Annotated in this window: 14 protein-coding genes and 1 riboswitch; of the genes, 9 read left to right on the top strand and 5 right to left on the bottom strand. The window is 72.9% G+C overall.

Annotated elements, in window-relative coordinates; translation table 11 throughout:
* Window positions 1-5 precede the first annotated feature (5 nt).
* Entirely contained in the window at window positions 6-809 is an 804-nt protein-coding gene (locus tag K1J57_RS13490) for an HAD family hydrolase (protein WP_220564772.1), read from the top strand.
* Between the two features lie 778 nt (window positions 810-1,587).
* On the opposite strand, the gene K1J57_RS13485 is transcribed toward K1J57_RS13490, so the two are convergent.
* The gene (locus K1J57_RS13485; RefSeq protein WP_220565513.1) at window positions 1,588-1,902 is read right to left on the bottom strand and encodes a multidrug efflux SMR transporter; all 315 of its coding nucleotides are present in this window, start codon (window positions 1,900-1,902) and stop codon (window positions 1,588-1,590) included.
* Window positions 1,903-1,938: 36 nt separating this feature from the next.
* A riboswitch (guanidine-III (ykkC-III) riboswitch) is annotated at window positions 1,939-2,002 on the bottom strand.
* A 404-nt stretch (window positions 2,003-2,406) separates the two neighbouring features.
* Here K1J57_RS13485 and K1J57_RS13480 point away from each other — a divergent pair.
* From K1J57_RS13480 to K1J57_RS13450, 7 genes are all read left to right on the top strand, one after another.
* Window positions 2,407-2,790 (top strand): DUF485 domain-containing protein, encoded by a 384-nt coding sequence (locus K1J57_RS13480; protein WP_220564771.1) that lies wholly within the window; start codon window positions 2,407-2,409, stop codon window positions 2,788-2,790.
* A gap of 104 nt (window positions 2,791-2,894) precedes the next feature.
* Complete coding sequence (locus K1J57_RS13475) at window positions 2,895-4,574, top strand: cation acetate symporter (RefSeq protein ID WP_220565512.1); 1,680 nt, start codon at window positions 2,895-2,897, stop codon at window positions 4,572-4,574.
* A gap of 464 nt (window positions 4,575-5,038) precedes the next feature.
* Window positions 5,039-6,055 carry a sensor histidine kinase gene (locus tag K1J57_RS13470; protein ID WP_220564770.1) on the top strand — a complete coding sequence of 339 codons (1,017 nt, stop codon included), beginning with the start codon at window positions 5,039-5,041 and terminating at the stop codon, window positions 6,053-6,055.
* A complete protein-coding gene (locus K1J57_RS13465) occupies window positions 6,052-6,882 on the top strand; it encodes a LytTR family DNA-binding domain-containing protein (RefSeq protein WP_220564769.1) in 831 nt (276 codons plus the stop codon). Before K1J57_RS13470 ends, K1J57_RS13465 begins: the two co-directional genes overlap by 4 nt.
* Window positions 6,879-7,511 (top strand): hypothetical protein, encoded by a 633-nt coding sequence (locus K1J57_RS34160; protein ID WP_370634656.1) that lies wholly within the window; start codon window positions 6,879-6,881, stop codon window positions 7,509-7,511. The genes K1J57_RS13465 and K1J57_RS34160 overlap by 4 nt, the downstream gene beginning before the upstream one ends.
* Window positions 7,508-9,160 (top strand): cation acetate symporter, encoded by a 1,653-nt coding sequence (locus tag K1J57_RS13455; protein WP_220564768.1) that lies wholly within the window; start codon window positions 7,508-7,510, stop codon window positions 9,158-9,160. The genes K1J57_RS34160 and K1J57_RS13455 overlap by 4 nt, the downstream gene beginning before the upstream one ends.
* Window positions 9,161-9,431: 271 nt before the next feature.
* A complete protein-coding gene (locus tag K1J57_RS13450; RefSeq protein ID WP_220564767.1) occupies window positions 9,432-10,145 on the top strand; it encodes a hypothetical protein in 714 nt (237 codons plus the stop codon).
* A gap of 61 nt (window positions 10,146-10,206) precedes the next feature.
* Here K1J57_RS13450 and K1J57_RS13445 read toward each other — a convergent pair whose 3' ends face one another.
* The 3 genes from K1J57_RS13445 to K1J57_RS13435 all read right to left on the bottom strand — a co-directional run bounded on the left by K1J57_RS13445 (window position 10,207) and on the right by K1J57_RS13435 (window position 12,785).
* On the bottom strand, window positions 10,207-10,992 hold the full coding sequence (locus K1J57_RS13445) for a DUF4239 domain-containing protein (protein ID WP_220564766.1): 786 nt from the start codon (window positions 10,990-10,992) through the stop codon (window positions 10,207-10,209).
* Between the two features lie 400 nt (window positions 10,993-11,392).
* Window positions 11,393-11,587 carry a ferredoxin gene (locus tag K1J57_RS13440; protein WP_220564765.1) on the bottom strand — a complete coding sequence of 65 codons (195 nt, stop codon included), beginning with the start codon at window positions 11,585-11,587 and terminating at the stop codon, window positions 11,393-11,395.
* A gap of 4 nt (window positions 11,588-11,591) precedes the next feature.
* A complete protein-coding gene (locus tag K1J57_RS13435; protein ID WP_220564764.1) occupies window positions 11,592-12,785 on the bottom strand; it encodes a cytochrome P450 in 1,194 nt (397 codons plus the stop codon).
* 250 nt (window positions 12,786-13,035) lie between these two features.
* Here K1J57_RS13435 and K1J57_RS34155 point away from each other — a divergent pair, with 250 nt between their 5' ends.
* Entirely contained in the window at window positions 13,036-13,938 is a 903-nt protein-coding gene (locus K1J57_RS34155; protein WP_220564763.1) for a MarR family transcriptional regulator, read from the top strand.
* A gap of 102 nt (window positions 13,939-14,040) precedes the next feature.
* On the opposite strand, the gene K1J57_RS13425 is transcribed toward K1J57_RS34155, so the two are convergent.
* Entirely contained in the window at window positions 14,041-15,837 is a 1,797-nt protein-coding gene (locus K1J57_RS13425) for a phosphoenolpyruvate carboxykinase (GTP) (protein WP_255647169.1), read from the bottom strand.
* Window positions 15,838-16,356 lie beyond the last annotated feature (519 nt).

The following is a 16,356-nucleotide window of genomic DNA, read 5'->3' as shown; positions in this document are numbered from 1 at the left end:
GGAACATGGTCTTTCCCCGGGTCATCGCGACCGACCTCGACGGCACCCTCCTCGGCCTCGACGGCCGTGTCTCCGAACGCAACCGCCGAGCCCTGACCGCGGCCGTGGCCGCCGGCGTGAAGCTGGTCCTGTCCACCGCGCGCCCGCCGCGCACCACCCACCACATCGCCTCCCTCTTCACCTGCTCCGCGGTGCTCTGCGGCAACGGCGCGGTGGCCCAGCTGCCCGGGGCCGACCCCCTCATCCGGGCGCTGGACACCGCCACGGCCGGAACCGTCATCGGTGAACTGCGCGGCGCCCTGCCGGGCGTGGGCTTCGGCGTGGAGACGGGAACGGACTTCTACCACGACCCCCACTACGACCTGGAGCCCTGGGTGCCACGCGACTGGGTGCGCGAGGTGGTCGACTCCACCGACACCCTCCTGGAGCGGGCGCGCCCCATCACCAAGCTCCTCGTCCGCTCCCAGGGGGTCCCGGTGCACATCCTGCACGAGACGGCCGCCCAGGCCGTGGGCACCATGGTCGAGGTCACCTACTCGGGCGGCTTCGGCCTGCTGGAGATGAGCGCCTCGGGCGTGGACAAGGGCAGCACCCTGGCGATGGTGTGCGAGCGCTGGGGGGTGTCGGCGGACGAGGTCGTGGCCTTCGGGGACATGCCCAACGACCTGCCCGCCCTCTCCTGGGCCGGCGCCGGCTACGCCATGGCGAGCGGCCACCCCGCCCTCCTCGACCCCGCCCTGGGCCTGCGCACCGCACCCCCCGCCCACGAGGACGGCGTAGGCCGCATCGTCGAACAACTCCTCACCTGACACCACCCCCGGAGGCATCGCAGCTCCTCCGCCCCGGGATCCCCCACCCGGAGACCGGCCACCCCCGGAGGCCATCGCAGCACCCTCGTCCCAAGGGTTCCCCACCCGACCGGGACCTCCGCCACAGCCGGAAGGCGTCGCAGCACCTCTGCCCCAGGGGGTTTCTCACCCGATTGGAAACCTCCGCTCCAGCCGTGTCAGGCCAGTGGGGTCCCTGGCCATAGGGGGTCTTCGCCGAGGTAGTTGTAGGTTTCCAAGAGCTCAGCCGCTTGGGAACGGCGGTCCGCGCCGGGTGGGCCCGGCCCCGGCCGCAGTCGGCGCCCGGCAGCTTTCCAGACCGGTGCGTTGGGCGCACGCCCCCAGCGGTGGGGGTGTATATGCCGGAGCCGGGTGCACGCGGAGCGCGCACACCCGCACCGGCTGGAAAGGTTGGGGGCGCCGGCGGCGGTGAGGGGGCTCCACGCTGCCGCCTACTCCCGCGGATGACCGCGGTACCGGTCAGTGCCGGGGGTGAAACCCGCACGTTCCCGCGACCTCAGCCCCAGACCGGGCACAAGACCGCGCACCTCGCCCCAGGGGGCGAAGGCCGCACACACCCACCCCGAGAACACCTTTGCCCGTGTCTGCGCCTCCGGCGCACACACGGGCAAAGGACAAGAACAAGCCTCCGGCCCCGAACGGCCTTCCCAAGCCGATGGACCGGCACGCACCGACACGGACCAACAACGGGCCGGTCCGGCCGCCCCACCGACTCAGTACTCCCGCCCGGCGAACCGGGTCAGTGCAGCAGCTTGAGGCCGATCACACCGGCGACGATGAGCAGCAGGCACAGCGCCTTGGGCAGGCTGAACCCCTCACCCAGGAAGAACATGCCCACCAGCGCGGTGCCGACGGCGCCGATGGCCACCCACACCGCGTACCCCGTGCCCACCGGGATGGTGCGCAGGGCATAGGCCAGGCCGCCCATACTGGCGACCAGCGTGACACCGAAGGTCACGGTCGGCCACAGGCGGGTGAATCCCTTCGACGCGCTGAGCGAGATGGCCCAGGCGGTCTCCAACAGTCCGGATACGATCAGCACGATCCAGGCGATCATCGGTTCCAACCCTCCACGACGAGAACGGTCATTCCGACGCCGTCTTGTCCTGACCGGGTACGGCGCACCTCGTCCGGGGTCCTCTGGGAACCGGAACCGCGCCTTGGCGCGGTGTTGGTCATGTACAAGCTACAACGGCCCCTCCGCCCGCGCCCTTCCACCCCCCGTGGAGATCCCCCTCACCACCCCCCGCCACCCGCCCGCCGCCCCGAACGCTCCCCTCCCCTCCCCCCACCCCTCCCCACCCCCAACCGCTGGCCGACCGTTCGTCCCGTATCACGACCGTTCACCGCACGGTCGACGACCGCTCGCCGCGCCGCCCCCGCGTTCGGCGCGCACGCCCGCGCGCCCCCTCCTGGTCGGACAGTGCGACTCCTTACAGTGCCGAGTAACGCACGTCACACCCAGGAAATACGGATGTGACACCTGAGAAGAGCACCGGCTCCACCAGCGCACCGTCCGTCCCGCCCCGCTGCCATCCCCCGGAGGTACGACCCACACATGGCCACGAAGCAACCGCCCGAACCCCCGGCGGAGGGGACCTCGTCCCCCGCCAACGGGGGGCTGTCGGAAGCCGACGTCATCGCGATGCACAGCGACCCGAAGTTCGTGCTGCTCAAGCAGCGGCTGTACCGCTTCATCTTCCCGATGAGCCTGGCCTTCATGGCCTGGTACCTGCTCTACGTGCTCATGTCGGCGTTCGCACGCGACCTCATGAGCACCCCGGTCCTGGGTCAGTTCAACCTCGCCCTCGTCTTCGGCGTGCTCCAGTTCGTGACGACCTTCGGGATCGCGATCGCCTACTCGTCGTACTCGCGTAAGAACCTCGACCCGGCGGCCGCCGACGTCCGCAAGGCCCTGGAAGAGAAGGCGGAGGACCGGTGAACGCCCCTCTCCTGAGCCTCGGCTCCGACCTCGCCCTCAGCGGCACCCTCGCACCCACCTTCTCCTCCCTCCCCTCCCTCTCCTCCTCCCCCGCCCTCACCAACCTGGCGGCCGAGACGAGCGCGGTCAGCGACACCAGCCGCGCCGTCACCATCGTGCTGTTCAGCCTGGTCGTCGCGGCCACCCTCTACATCACCGTGTGGGCCAGCCGCCGCACCCACAACGCCACCGACTTCCACTCCGGCGGCCGCGGGTTCAACGCCACCCAGAACGGGTTCGCGATCGCGGGCGACTACATGTCCGCGGCCTCCTTCCTGGGCATCGCGGGCATGATCGCCCTGTTCGGCTACGACGGCTTCCTCTACTCCATCGGGTTCCTCGTCGCCTGGCTGGTGGCGCTCCTGCTCGTCGCCGAGCTGCTGCGCAACTCCGGCCGCTACACCATGGGCGACGTGCTGTCCTACCGCATGCAGCAGCGTCCGGTGCGCACCGCGGCGGCGGTCTCCACCGTCACCGTGTCGATCTTCTACCTGCTCGCGCAGATGGTCGGCGCCGGCGCCCTCATCTCCCTCCTCATGGGCATCCAGCCGGGCGAGACCTACCTGGGCATGTCCGGTGAGGCCGCCAAGATCGTCGGCATCGTGGTCGTCGGCATGCTGATGACCATCTACGTCTCCTTCGGCGGCATGAAGGGCACCACCTGGGTCCAGATCGTCAAGGCCGTCATGCTGATGACGGGCGCGGCGCTCCTGGTGCTGCTGACGCTCTCGATCTACGGCTTCAACTTCGGCGCCCTGATGAGCGACGCGGCCGAGGCGAGCGGCCAGGGCGCGGCGTTCCTGGAGCCGGGCCTGCGCTACGGCGTGGAAGTCGCGGGCGACCCGGTCCAGACCCTGTGGAACAAGCTCGACCTCATCAGCCTGGGCATGGCCCTGGTGCTGGGCACGGCGGGCCTGCCGCACATCCTCATCCGCTTCTACACGGTGCCCGACTCGGTCACCGCCCGGAAGTCGGTCAACTGGGCCATCGGCCTCATCGGCACCTTCTACCTGTTCACCTTGGTCCTGGGCTTCGGCGCGGCGGCCATCGTGGGGCACGAGGCGATCACCGCCCAGGACGCGGCGGGCAACGCCGCCGCCCCGCAGCTGGCCCAGGCGGTCGGCGCCCACTTCGGCGGGGAGCTCGTCGGAGCGGTACTGCTCGCGCTCATCGCCTCGGTGGCGTTCGCAACAATCCTGTCGACGGTGGCCGGCCTGGTCATCGCGTCCTCCTCCTCGCTGGCGCACGACTTCTACAACTCGGTCCTGCGCAAGGGGAAGGCCACCGACACCGAGGAGGTGCGGGTCGCCAAGCTCGCGGCGGGCGGCATCGGCCTGGTCGCGGTCATCCTGGCGGTCTTCGCCCAGGGCCTCAACGTGGCCTTCCTGGTGGCCCTGGCCTTCGCCATCGCCGCCTCGGCCAACCTGCCGACGATCCTGCTCAGCCTGTTCTGGAAGCGCTTCAACACCCGGGGCGCCGTGTCCGGCATCTACGGCGGCCTGATCGCCGCCGTGGGCCTGGTGTTCTTCTCGCCGGTGGTCTCCGGCGCCGAGACCTCGCTCATCCCGACCGCCGACTTCTCTTGGTTCCCCATCGCGAACCCGGCGCTGTTCTCGGTCCCGATCGGCCTGCTCTGCGCGATCATCGGCACGCTCACCTCCAAGGAGCAGGACTTCGCGAAGTTCGCCCAGATCCAGGTCCGCGCGCTGTCCGGCGCGGGCGCGGAGAAGGCCGCCGACCACTAGCCCGCCCAGGGCCGGAACCCCTCACCGGGGTTCCGGCCCCATGACCCCGCCCCATGGACCCACAGAGGATCCGGGACGCCATCGGTGGCCGCACTCCCGTCCGGGGGTGCACCCTGCCTCCGGGTCATCGGCCACCGCCCCGGCTCCCCTTCCCACCGGGCCCGTCACCCCCACGGGTGGCGGGCCCGCTCCATGCCACCCCTCGCCCTCCCCATCCCGCACCACCCCGCACCATCCCGCCCTCTCCTTCCCGAGCTCTCCTCCCGTCCGTCCCCTCCCGTCCGTCCCCTCCCCACATCCCGAGCGAGCTCCCCACAGCGACCGAAAGGTGACCCGGACAACGTGAGCGCCGACACACTTTGCTGGGATATCGTCGTCATGTGTCGTACCGGTGGCCGTCGTGGTTGTCCCCCTCCCGACGTCGCCGTCCCGAGTCGTCGGAGACGCTGGCGAGCGTCGAATTGATGCGCCAGGTCCACGCTCTGGGCGTCGACCTCCGGGACGGGCTGCACGGCAGGAGCGTGCCCGCCGCGGCCAAGCGGCTGCGGCGGCTCCTCGGTGCCGAGGGCGTCGTCCTGGCCGACCTGGACGGCCCGGTGGCCGGCCACGGGAGGCGTCCGGAGCCGGAGGAGGTGGACTCCCTGCTCTCCCAGGTGTTCGAATACGGCAGCAACGTCCGGACCCGGCTCAAGGACGGGACCACGGTCTGCGCCGTCCCCCTGAACGTCGCCGACGAGATCTCCGGGGCCCTGCTCGCCTCCGGCGACCCGGTCGAGGCCGACGTGGAGGCGGCGGCCGCCCTCGTCTCCGATTCTCTGGACCACGCGGCGCTGCGCCGGGCCCGGGCCCGGATCGCCGCCGCCGACCTGCGCACCCTGCGCGCCCAGATCTCCCCGCACTTCGTGCACAACGCGCTGGCCGTCATCGCGGCGCTGGTGCGCACCGACCCGGACCGGGCCCGGCACCTGCTGTCGGACTTCGCCGACTACCTGCGGTACGGCTTCTCCGAGAAGGGCGACTACGCCACGGTCGCCGACGAGCTGGAGGCGGTGCAGACCTACCTCGAACTCCAGCGGGCCCGGTTCCACGACCGGCTGGACATCACCGTGCGGATGGCCCCGGAGGTGCTCCCGGTGGCGATCCCCTTCCTGGTGGTGCAGCCGATCGTGGAGAACGCGATCCGGCACGGCCTGGAGCGCAAGGAGGGGCGCGGACACATCAGCGTCTCGGGGTTCGGCGAGGGGCCGCTGTGCGTCATCGAGATCGAGGACGACGGCGTGGGCATGCACCCGGACCTGGCCCGCGCCCTGCTGGCGGGGACCGGCCCGGAGTCGCGCAGCATCGGCCTGGCCAACGTGGACCAGCGGCTGCGCGCCGTCTACGGACCCGAGTACGGTCTGGTGATCGAGACCGCGTTGGGGGAAGGGACCAAGGTGACCGTGCGCGTTCCGAGGTTCACCAGGGGGGTGGTGGCGCAGTGAAGTCCGCGCTCCGCGTCCTGGTGGTGGAGGACGAGGCGTCCACCCGCCAGGAGATGGCGGCGCTGCTCGGCGACATGCCCGAGGTGGCGCAGGTGCTGGTGGCCGAGAACGGCGCCGCGGCCGTGCGCCTGCTCGGGGTGGAGAGCATCGACGCGGCGTTCCTGGACATCCTCATGCCGGGGCTGGACGGCATGGACGTGGCCCGGGTGCTGAGCGTCATGTCCGAGCCGCCGTCGATCGTGTTCGTGACGGCGTCGGAGGCGCACGCGGTGGAGGCGTTCGGCATCGGCGCCGTGGACTACCTGCTCAAGCCGATCCGGCCGGAGCGGCTGGCCGAGGCGGTGGGGCGGATCGCGCAGCTGCGCCGCCCCGAGGCGGCCGCTCCCCCGGCGGAGGACCTGCACGTGGTGCAGATCGACACGGGCCGCCGGACGGTGTTCGTCAAGCGCGACGACGTGCAGTTCGTCGAGGCGCAGGGCGACTACGTGCGCCTGCACACCGCCGAGGGCGGCCACCTCATCCGGCTGTCGCTGTCCTACCTGGAGGAGGTGTGGGCGTCGGCCGGGTTCGTCCGGGTGCACCGGGGCTTCCTCATCGCCATCCCGTGGGTGCGCGACCTGCGGGTGACGTCCTCCTCCGGGCTGGTGGCGGGCACCCCGGCCGGGGACGTGCCGGTGAGCCGCAGGCACGGCCGGCACCTGCGCGCCCGGCTGCTGGAGGCGGCCCGCCGGGACCAGCTGGGACGCGCCGCCAACGCCCAGACCACCGCCCCCGCCCCCCGGCCGCGGGACGGTGAACCCGACGGTTCGGCGCGGCGGACGCCATGAGCCCGCGGCGGGAGAAGCTGACCAGCCCGCAGACCCGGATCGCGCTGGCCCGGGGCAACCGCCCGGCCCAGCACCTGCTGCCGATCCCCGGGCCGGTGGACACCGAGGCTGCGCGGCGGCTCTTCCACCGCCAGCGCCGGACGGCGGTGCGCACGGTGGGGCTGCTGTCGCTGCTGCTGTTCGGGATGAGCGGGGCGTTCGCGCTGTGGCCGCAGCTGACGCAGTCGCGGGTGGCGGGTGTCCCGCTGTCGTGGGCGCTGGTCGTGGCGGCGGTGTACCCGCTGCTGTTCCTGTTGGCGCTGTGGCACGTGCGGTCGGCCGAACAGGCCGAGGCGCGGTCCGCGCGGGCGGCCGCACAACAGGCCTCCCGACAGCCCGCCCCGCACCCCCCGGAGCACACGGCCGCAGAACACGAGACCACGGAGCCCGAGACCACAGGGCCCGAGACCTCGAAGCCCGAGACCACAGGGCCCACCACCACGAAGCACCCCACCGCCCCGCACCCCCCGCCTTCCCCCCGCTCCCCGGAGCACACCGCCACGGAGCACCCGCCCGCCGACGGGAAGGACCCCGACGGAAAAGCCCCTGACGGAAAAGCCCCCGACAGAAAGGCCCCCGACGAGCCGTGATCTCCGTCCTGGCCATCGGCCTGGTGCTGGTCACCAGCCTCGTCATCGGCATCTACGGGGTCCGCGCGGCCCGCTCCACCTCCGACTTCCTGGTGGCCTCGCGCCGGGTGTCGCCGAACTGGAACGCTCTGGCGATCGCCGGCGAGTACCTCTCGGCCGCCTCGGTGCTGGGCCTGTCCGGGCTGCTGCTCAAGAACGGCCTGGGCACCATGTGGTACGCGGTGGGGTTCTGCGCGGGCTACGTGGCGGTGGTGGCCCTGGTGGCGGGGCCGATGCGCCGGTCGGGCGCGTTCACGGTGCCGGACTTCGCCGAGTACCGGCTGGGCGCGCCCCGGCTGCGCAAGCTGTGCGGCTGCGTCGTGCTGGTGATCATGCTGCTGTACCTGGTGCCGCAGTTCAAGGGCGCCGGGGTGGTGCTGGCGCTGGTCAGCGGCACCCCGTACTGGGTGGGCGTGGTGCTGGCCGGGATGGTGGTGAGCGGGTCGATCGCGGCCGGGGGGATGCGCTCGGCGACGTACGTGCAGGCGTTCCACTACGTGGTCAAGCTGCTGTTCATCGCGATCCCGGCGGTCTACCTGGTGGCGCACGCGGGCGCCGACCTGCGGGCGCAGGCGCTGCACCCGGAGTGGGGGACGCACTTCGCGCAGACGACGCCGGTGGAGTTCACGGTGGACACCACGTTCGGCCTGGACGAGCCGGTGACGGTGACCGCCCCGGACGGCGCGCGGGTGGACCTGGAGGCCGGCGACCACACGGTGGCCGAGGGGACCCGGCTCGTGTTCCCGGCGGGGGCGGCGGTGCCGCACCCGGAGGGCCTGCCGGACCTGGGCGGGGAGCGCTGGAGCACGCCGCTGCTGGACTCGGGCGGGTACCCGCTGTTCGAAACGTGGTCGACGCTGCTGGCGATCACGCTGGGCTGCATGGGGCTGCCGCACGTCATCATGCGCTTCCACACCAGTCCGTCGGCGCGGATCGCGCGCCGGGTGGCGGTGGGGGTGATCGCCCTGTTGGGCCTGTTCTACCTGTTCCCGGTGGTATACGGGCTGCTGGGCCGGGTGCTGACCCCGCATCTGGTGCTGTTGCAGGGGACGGACACGGTGGCGGTGGTGCTGCCCGCGCAGGCGGTGCCGGGTGCGGTGGGGACGATCCTGACGGCGCTGGTGGCGGCGGGGGCGTTCGGGGCGTTCCTGTCCACGTCGTCGGGGCTGCTGCTGGCGCTGGCGGGCGGGCTGTCGCACGACCTGTTCCAGGGGAGCGTGCCGCGGCTGCGGCTGGCGGTGGCGGTGGGCGCGTGCGTGGCGGTGCTGCTGGCCCTGCCCGCCGAGAAGATCGACATCAACGTGCTGGTGGTGTGGGCGTTCACGGTGGCGGCGTCGACGTTCTGCCCGCTGCTGGTGCTGGGGATCTGGTGGCGCAGGCTCACCCTGCCCGGAGCGGCGGCGGGGCTGGCCGTGGGCGGGGTGACGGCCACCGGGGCGGTGGGGTGGTCGCTCCTGCTGCCGACCCCGCCGGGGTGGGCGACGGTGCTGCTGGCACAGCCGGCGGCGTGGACCATCCCGTTGGCGTTCGCGACGATGGCGGTGGTGTCCTGGCTGACCCGGCCGCCGGACTGGGCCGAGCACGCGGTCCTGCGCCTGCACTCCCCCTGAGCCCCTGAGCCCGCCCCCTCACCCCCGGCCGCAGCCGACTCCACCCGCTCTCGTCCGCATCCGTCCAGGATTCCCCTACGCCCTCCCGCCCCTTCCGCTCGCCCCCCGATTCCACCCGACACCCGCCCGCCCGGCCCCCTCTGTCTCCTCTGTCTCCTCGGCCTCCCCGGGCCCTTCACCCCCCTCATCCCCCGCCGTGGTGTTCCGGCCCCGTCGGCCGCCGTGAACCCGTACGATCTCCGAGTGTCATACAACGAGCACGAGGAGTGATATGAGGTCCCCCCGCCGCACCCTTGCCGCCCTGGTGACGGGCCTACTGCTGATCGGCGGCGCCCCTGCGGCCCGGGCCGCCGTCCCCGACCCCGGGACCGCGGTCTCCCAGGGGCCCGTATCGGTCTCCGCCGGGGAGGACGGGGTGCGGGTGGACGCCCCGGGCGTGAACGTGGTGAGCGGCCCCGACCGCGTCGAGGTGGAGGTCGGCCGGACCCCCGTGTCCCATGTCCTGATCTGCGCCGACGGGACCCGGGTGGTCGTCCACTCGGGGCGGGCCCCGGACTGCCCGCCGCGTGAGCCGCGGCCCGTCCCGCCGGAGCCCGTGCCGCCGAAGCCGGTGCCGCCCTCCCCCGAGGAGCCGCCCGCGGAGGAGCCCCCGGGCGTTCCGGAGCCGCAGCCCCGGCTGCCGCGCACGCCCGAGAGCCCCCAGGAGCGGCCGGCGCCGCCGCGGGAGACGCCCGCCCCCGGCGCGGAGCCCGCCGCCTCCCCGAGCCCCGGTGCCGCGGCCCCTGAGGAGGAGCCCCCGGTGGCCGCCCGGCGCGAGGTGCCCGTGGAGGCGGCCGCCGCCCTGCCGGTGGCGGACATGACCGGGGGCGGGGCGACCGTCTCCCCGGCCTTCGGCTCGATGCGCACGTCGGCGGTCCTGCTGGTCGTGGTGGCCGTGGCCGCGGGCGCGTCCGCGGGGGCGGCCGCCCGCGCGGGCCGGCAGTAGCCGGTGGTGACCGGTGGCCGCCGACCGCTGTCGGCGGCCACCGCCTGCGTTACGGTGGCGGTCAGTGGGCGGACACCGGGGTGGCCAGGGCCTGGTCGATGGCGTCGAGGCCGGCCAGGGCCTCCTCGAACCCGCCCGCGTCGTGGGCCAGGAGCCCGCTGAACGGGTGGCCCATGTAGAACAGCAGCACCACCGTGGCGAACACGAACGCCAGGTTGGCCGCGGCCCAGAAGTAGGCGATCCGGGAGCCGCGCCGGAGCATGGCGAAGGGCAGCACCGCGACGGCGATCGCCGAGAGCGCGGCGATGCCGGTGAGCAGCGGGGGCATGCCCTCGGTGGCCGCGTCCGCGCGCTCCAGGCGGGCCTCCCCCAGGGCGTTCAGCTCCTGGCGGGCGGTGAGCCGGTCCAGCCCGTCGCCGGTGTCGGAGACCGACAGGGACCGCACCGACGCCGCCAGGGCGGCATAGGCGGCGTCGCCCTCCGCGCTGAGCCCCTCGGCCGCCTCCATGGCGGGCCAGTCGTCCTCGATCACGGCGCTCAGGTAGGCGCGCAGCCGATCGCGGACCTCCTCGGACTCGTCCTCGGGCAGGGCGACGGTGCTCCAGTACAGGGACTGGGCGGAGCCGACCTCCGCCATCACCCCGTCCTCGGCGCCCTTGTAGCCCTCCCATCCGATGACCACGCCCATGGCGGCCGAGCCGAGGTAGAGGGCCAGGACGCAGGGGGCCACGACGATGCCGACGGCACCGCCCGATTCCCCGTCGTCGACCCGGAAGCGGCCGGCGGCCAGAACGGCCCCCGCGACCATGACGGCCAGGACGGCGAGGATGAGGAGCAGGGTGAGCATTTGGGGTTCCCGAGGGCAGATTTCGTCACTGTCGGTCACATGATTAGCACGTACCGGAATCCCCTTGTGGGAGTTCGTGGAAACACCCGCAAATGTTCGGTTGGCGTTGCGGACCGAACGGACGGGCCCTGCTACCAGGACCGGAACCCCGCACGCCGCACCCGTCACCGGAACACCCCACCTCCCGAACGCGCCCGCCGAAACCCGGGAGCGGGACGGCCCCGCCCCACCGCCTCCCGTTGTGCCCACCGGAACACCCCACCGCCCGAACGCACCCGCCGGAACCCGGGCGACAGGGAGGCCCCGCCCCGCCGCCTCCCCGGCCCGGCCCGGCCCGTTGCCCGTCGCCCACCGGCCCTCGAACCCCGGCCACCGAACCCCCGACCACCGAATCCCGAACTCAGGGCACGAGGGCGACCGCCCCCGACGGGCACGTGTCCACCGCACGGCGGACCGCCGGGTTCCCGGGGTCGGGGGCGTCCCCGCCCACCGGCTCGACCAGCCCCTCCTCGGGGTCCTGGTCGAACACACCGGGCGCGCCGAGGACGCACATCCCGGCCCCGATGCAGAGCGAACGATCGATCACGACCCTCACCGGCTCACTCCCCGTCCCAGGTGACGGGGAGGCCGTGCACCCCGTGGACGTCGGCGTGCTCCCGCACCCGCACCTCGTCGGCGGGGACCGCCAGCCGCAGGGTCGGGAACCTCCCGAAGAGCCCCGCCAGGGCCACCCGCAGCTCCACCCGGGCCAGCTGCTGGCCCAGGCACTGGTGCGGGCCGTGGCCGAAGGCGAGGTGCCCGGCCGTGTTCCGGCGCAGGTCCAGGGTGTCGGGGTCGGCGAACTTCTCCGGGTCGCGGTCGGCGGCCTGGGCCGCGATGGTGACGGTCTCCCCCGCCCGGATCACCCGCCCGTCCAGTTCGACGTCCTCCAGCGCGACGCGCACCGTGGTGTGCGCGATGGTCAGGTACCGCAGCAGTTCCTCGACGGCCCCCTCGACCGCCTCGGGGCCCTCGCGCATCACCGGGACCTGGTCGGGGTGGGTGAGCAGCGCGAACACCCCCAGGCCGATCATGTTCGCGGTGGTGTCCAGGCCCGCGCCCAGCAGCAGGGACCCGACCGCGACCAGCTCCTCGGAGGTGAGGTCGCTCGCGGTCAGGTCGGAGAGCAGGTCGTCGGTCGGCGACCGCCGCTTCTCCTCGACCAGGTCCGCGATGTACCCGCCCAGACCTCCCATCGCCGCCTCCAGCGCCTCCTGGTCTGCGTCGAGGTCGTTCGCCGCCTCCGCCAGGCGCTGGAAGCGCTCGCGCTCGTCGGCGGGCACGCCCAGCAGCTCGCAGATCACCAGCGCGGGCACGGCCTGGGCGAACACCGGGACGAGGTCGAGCCCGGGGCCCAGCGCGGCCATCGCGTCGAGGCGCTCGGCGGTGATCTCCTCCACCCGTTCGGTGAGGGCGTTCATCCGCCGGACGGTGAACCTGCCCGTGAGCAGGCGGCGGTAGCGGGTGTGCTCGGGGGCGTCGAGCCCGATGAACATGCCCGGGGGCGCGGGCGGCAGCGGCCCGGTGAAGCCGCCCCGGGCCACCGGCAGCCGCATGATCTCGCGGCGGGAGCTGAACCGGCGGTCGGCCATCACGGAACGGGCCAGGGCGTGGCCGGTGACCAGCCAGCCGGTGTGACCGTCGGCGTAGGCCATCCGCCCCAGGCGGGGCCGGTCGCGCAGCTCGGAAGGCGGGTCGAAGGGGCACCCGCGGGGGCGTTCGGTGGGCAGCGGCTCCGGAGTGACCGTGGTCATGGCGCATCCTCGGGGAGGGCGGGACGCCGGTCGGCGCGTCCCGCGTACGGATCGTTCAACGCGAATAAAACGCTACGTTGCGTTCAAGGATCCATCAATACATAATTCACGGGGGAACACTTAAAAAGCAGGCAGGGGCAGCTAAAGATTGCAACAGGCCTGCACGCGAAAGCAACGATCATCAAGAAAAGCGTTGCAACAGCCTGGGGTCGAACGCACCACCGCACCCCGCCGAGAACGGAGGGACCCCGTGCCCGGAGGACGGCTCACCCACCAGGAGCGCCGCCACATCGCCCGCGGTCTGGCCGACGGGCTCGGCTACGCCGAGATCGCCCGGCGCCTGGAGCGGCCGACCTCGACCGTCAGCCGCGAGGTGTCCCGCAACGGCGGCCGGAGCGGCTACCGGGCCGACCCGGCCCAGCGGGAGGCGGACCGGCGCGCCCGGCGCGGCGGGACCGCGGCGGCCCGGTCCACGGCGGGGACCCGGGAGCGGCCCGGCGCCCCGGCCGGGGAACGGGGCGTTCACGCGGCCCGGCGGCGGGAGGCCCGCACGACCCGGCGGGGGGACGCCCGCGCGGTCCGTGACTTCGAGGGGGAGTTCGTCCGGGCGCTGACGGCCTCGGGGATGACCCGGATGGCGGCCCGGGTGCTCGCCCGCCTGTACGCGGCCGACGGCCCCGGCCTGACCGCGGCCGACCTGGTCCGCGCGCTCGGGGTCAGCCCGGCCTCGGTGTCGCTGGCCGTCGGGTTCCTGGAGGAGCAGGGCCTGCTCCGGCGCGTGCGCGGCGGCCGCGGGCGGCGGGACCTCTACGCCGTCGACCAGGACATCTGGTACCGGTCCGTGAGGGCGTCGATCCGGGCGAACCTCGCGATCTCCGAGGCGGCCCGGCGCGGGGCGCTGGAGCTGGGCCCCGACACCGTCCCCGGGCTGCGGCTCTCGTCCACGGCGGAGTTCCTGGACCGGATCGGCGAGGCGCTGGCCGGAGCCGCCGACGAGCTGCGGCCCCTGCTCGTACCCGGGACCGCCGGAGCGACGGAGATCCCGGAGTCCCCGACGGCCCCGGAACCCTCGAAGCCCCAGGGCCCCTCAGAGTCCTCGGAGACCTCGAAGTCCGCAGACCCGGCCGAAAGGACGGACCCGGCAGACCCCTGACCCTCCCCCCGGAAAGCGCCGGGGCGCGGGCACCGTGCGGTGCCCGCGCCCCGTGCCGACACCGGCCCCGCGCGCGGAAGAAGCGGGGCCGGCGGGATGCCGCTACCGGCCGAGCCGGTCCAGCAGGGCGTGGTACTCGTCCCAGAGCTCGCCCGGGAGGTGGTCGCCGAAGGTCTTGAAGAACTCGGGGACCAGGGCGGCCTCCTGCTTCCAGATCTCGGGGTCGACGGAGAGCAGGAACTCCAGGTCCTCGGCGGACAGGTCCAGGCCCTCGGTGTCGATGCCGTCCTTGGCGGGCAGCAGGCCGATCGGGGTCTCGACGGCGTCGGCGGTGCCCTCCAGGCGCTCCACGATCCACTTGATGACGCGGCTGTTCTCACCGAAGCCGGGCCACACGAAGCGGCCCTCGGCGTCCTTGCGGAACCAGTTCACGTAGAAGATCTTGGGCAGCTTCGCCTGGTCGGCGCCGGCGCCCACCTTGATCCAGTGGGCGAAGTAGTCGCCCATGTTGTAGCCGCAGAAGGGCAGCATCGCGAACGGGTCGCGGCGCAGCTCGCCCACGGTGCCCTCGGCGGCGGCGGTCTTCTCGGAGGAGACGTTGGCGCCCAGGTAGACGCCGTGCTGCCAGCTGAGGGACTCGGTGACCAGCGGGACCGCGGTGGCGCGGCGGCCGCCGAAGAGGATGGCGGAGATCGGCACGCCGGCCGGGTCCTCCCACTCGTCGGCGATGGTCGGGGCCTGCCCGGCCGGGGTGGTGAAGCGGGAGTTGGGGTGCGCCGCGGGCTCGGCGGACTCCGGGGTCCAGGGGCGGCCCTTCCAGTCCGTCAGGTTCGCCGGGGGCTCCTCGGTGAGACCCTCCCACCACACGTCGCCGTCCTCGGTGAGGGCGACGTTGGTGAAGATGCTGTTGCCCCACAGGGTGTCGATGGCGTTGGCGTTGGTCTTCTCGCCGGTGCCGGGGGCGACGCCGAAGAACCCGGCCTCGGGGTTGATGGCGCGCAGGCGGCCCTGGGCGTCGAAGCGCATCCAGGCGATGTCGTCGCCGACGGTCTCGACCTTCCAGCCCGGGATGGTCGGCTGGAGCATGGCGAGGTTGGTCTTGCCGCAGGCGCTCGGGAAGGCGGCCGCGATGTAGTGGGTCTTGCCCTCCGGCGAGGTGACCTTGAGGATCAGCATGTGCTCGGCGAGCCAGCCCTCGTCGCGGGCCATCACCGAGGCGATGCGCAGCGCGTAGCACTTCTTGCCCAGCAGGGCGTTGCCGCCGTAGCCGGAGCCGTAGGACCAGATCTCACGGGTCTCGGGGAAGTGCGAGATGTACTTGGTGGGGTTGCAGGGCCAGGGCACGTCCTCCTGGCCGGGCTCCAGCGGGGCGCCGACGGAGTGGACGGCCTTGACGAAGTCGCCGCGCTCCTCGATCAGGCGCAGGGCGGCGTCGCCCATGCGGGCCATGATGCGCATGGAGACGACGACGTACGGGGAGTCGGTGATCTCGACGCCGAGCTGGGAGATCTCGCCGCCCAGCGGGCCCATGCAGAAGGGCACGACGTACATGGTGCGGCCGCGCATGGAGCCCTGGAAGACCTCGCCGAAGGTGGCGCGCATCTCGTCGGGGGCGATCCAGTTGTTGGTGGGGCCGGCGTCCTCTTCGCGCTCGGAGCAGATGTAGGTGCGGTCCTCGACGCGGGCCACGTCCGTGGGGTCGGAGGTGCAGTAGAAGCTGTTGGGGCGCTTCTCCGGGTTGAGGCGTTTGAAGGTGCCCTGCTCGACGAGCAGGTCGGTGAGACGGGTCCACTCCTCCTCGGAGCCGTCGCACCAGACGACGTTGTCGGGCCGGGTCAGCTCCGCGACCTCGTGAACCCAGGACACCAGTTCTTCGTGGGAGGTCGGGGCCACGCCCAGATCAATACCGACAGTCACAGCGGCTCCTTCGTGAATCGAGATCCCTCGCATCATGAACGACGCCCCCCTGCGGTGACCAATTGGTATAGGCCAATGGTCTAAAGCTATACGGCTCGGAAGCCGGGAATCCCTGTGCTGCAAGGCTTTTCGGAACGGCACTCATGCGCCGGGAGGGGCCGTGGTGGCGGGTGTTCCCTTCGCGGTGGAACCCGATTCCCCCGCAGGAGAGGGGAAGGAACGTCCCTGCGACGACACGCCGTGTCGTTCGTCACACACGGCCGCGACCCCTCACCGGTCCACCCGTGGGACGCGGGGTGGACCGGTCTCCGAAGGCCCCGGCTCCGGCCTGCGGAGATCCCGGAACCCCCGCGCACGGCCGCGTCGGCGCCGTCCATGCCGCTGCCGCCGTCGAAGCGCTCGGCCGCCCCGGCCCCGGGCACCGCGCGGGCACGGCCCGGCCCGGCCCGGGGCCGTCCCGTCAGGACACCTCCCCCTGCGACGGGGACCGCGTCACCGGCC

This window comes from Nocardiopsis sp. MT53 (genome assembly GCF_019598965.1).
Classification (GTDB): domain Bacteria; phylum Actinomycetota; class Actinomycetes; order Streptosporangiales; family Streptosporangiaceae; genus Nocardiopsis; species Nocardiopsis changdeensis.
The sequence above is the reverse complement of the archived record's forward strand: the minus strand, read 5'-3'. Positions and strand labels throughout refer to the sequence as shown.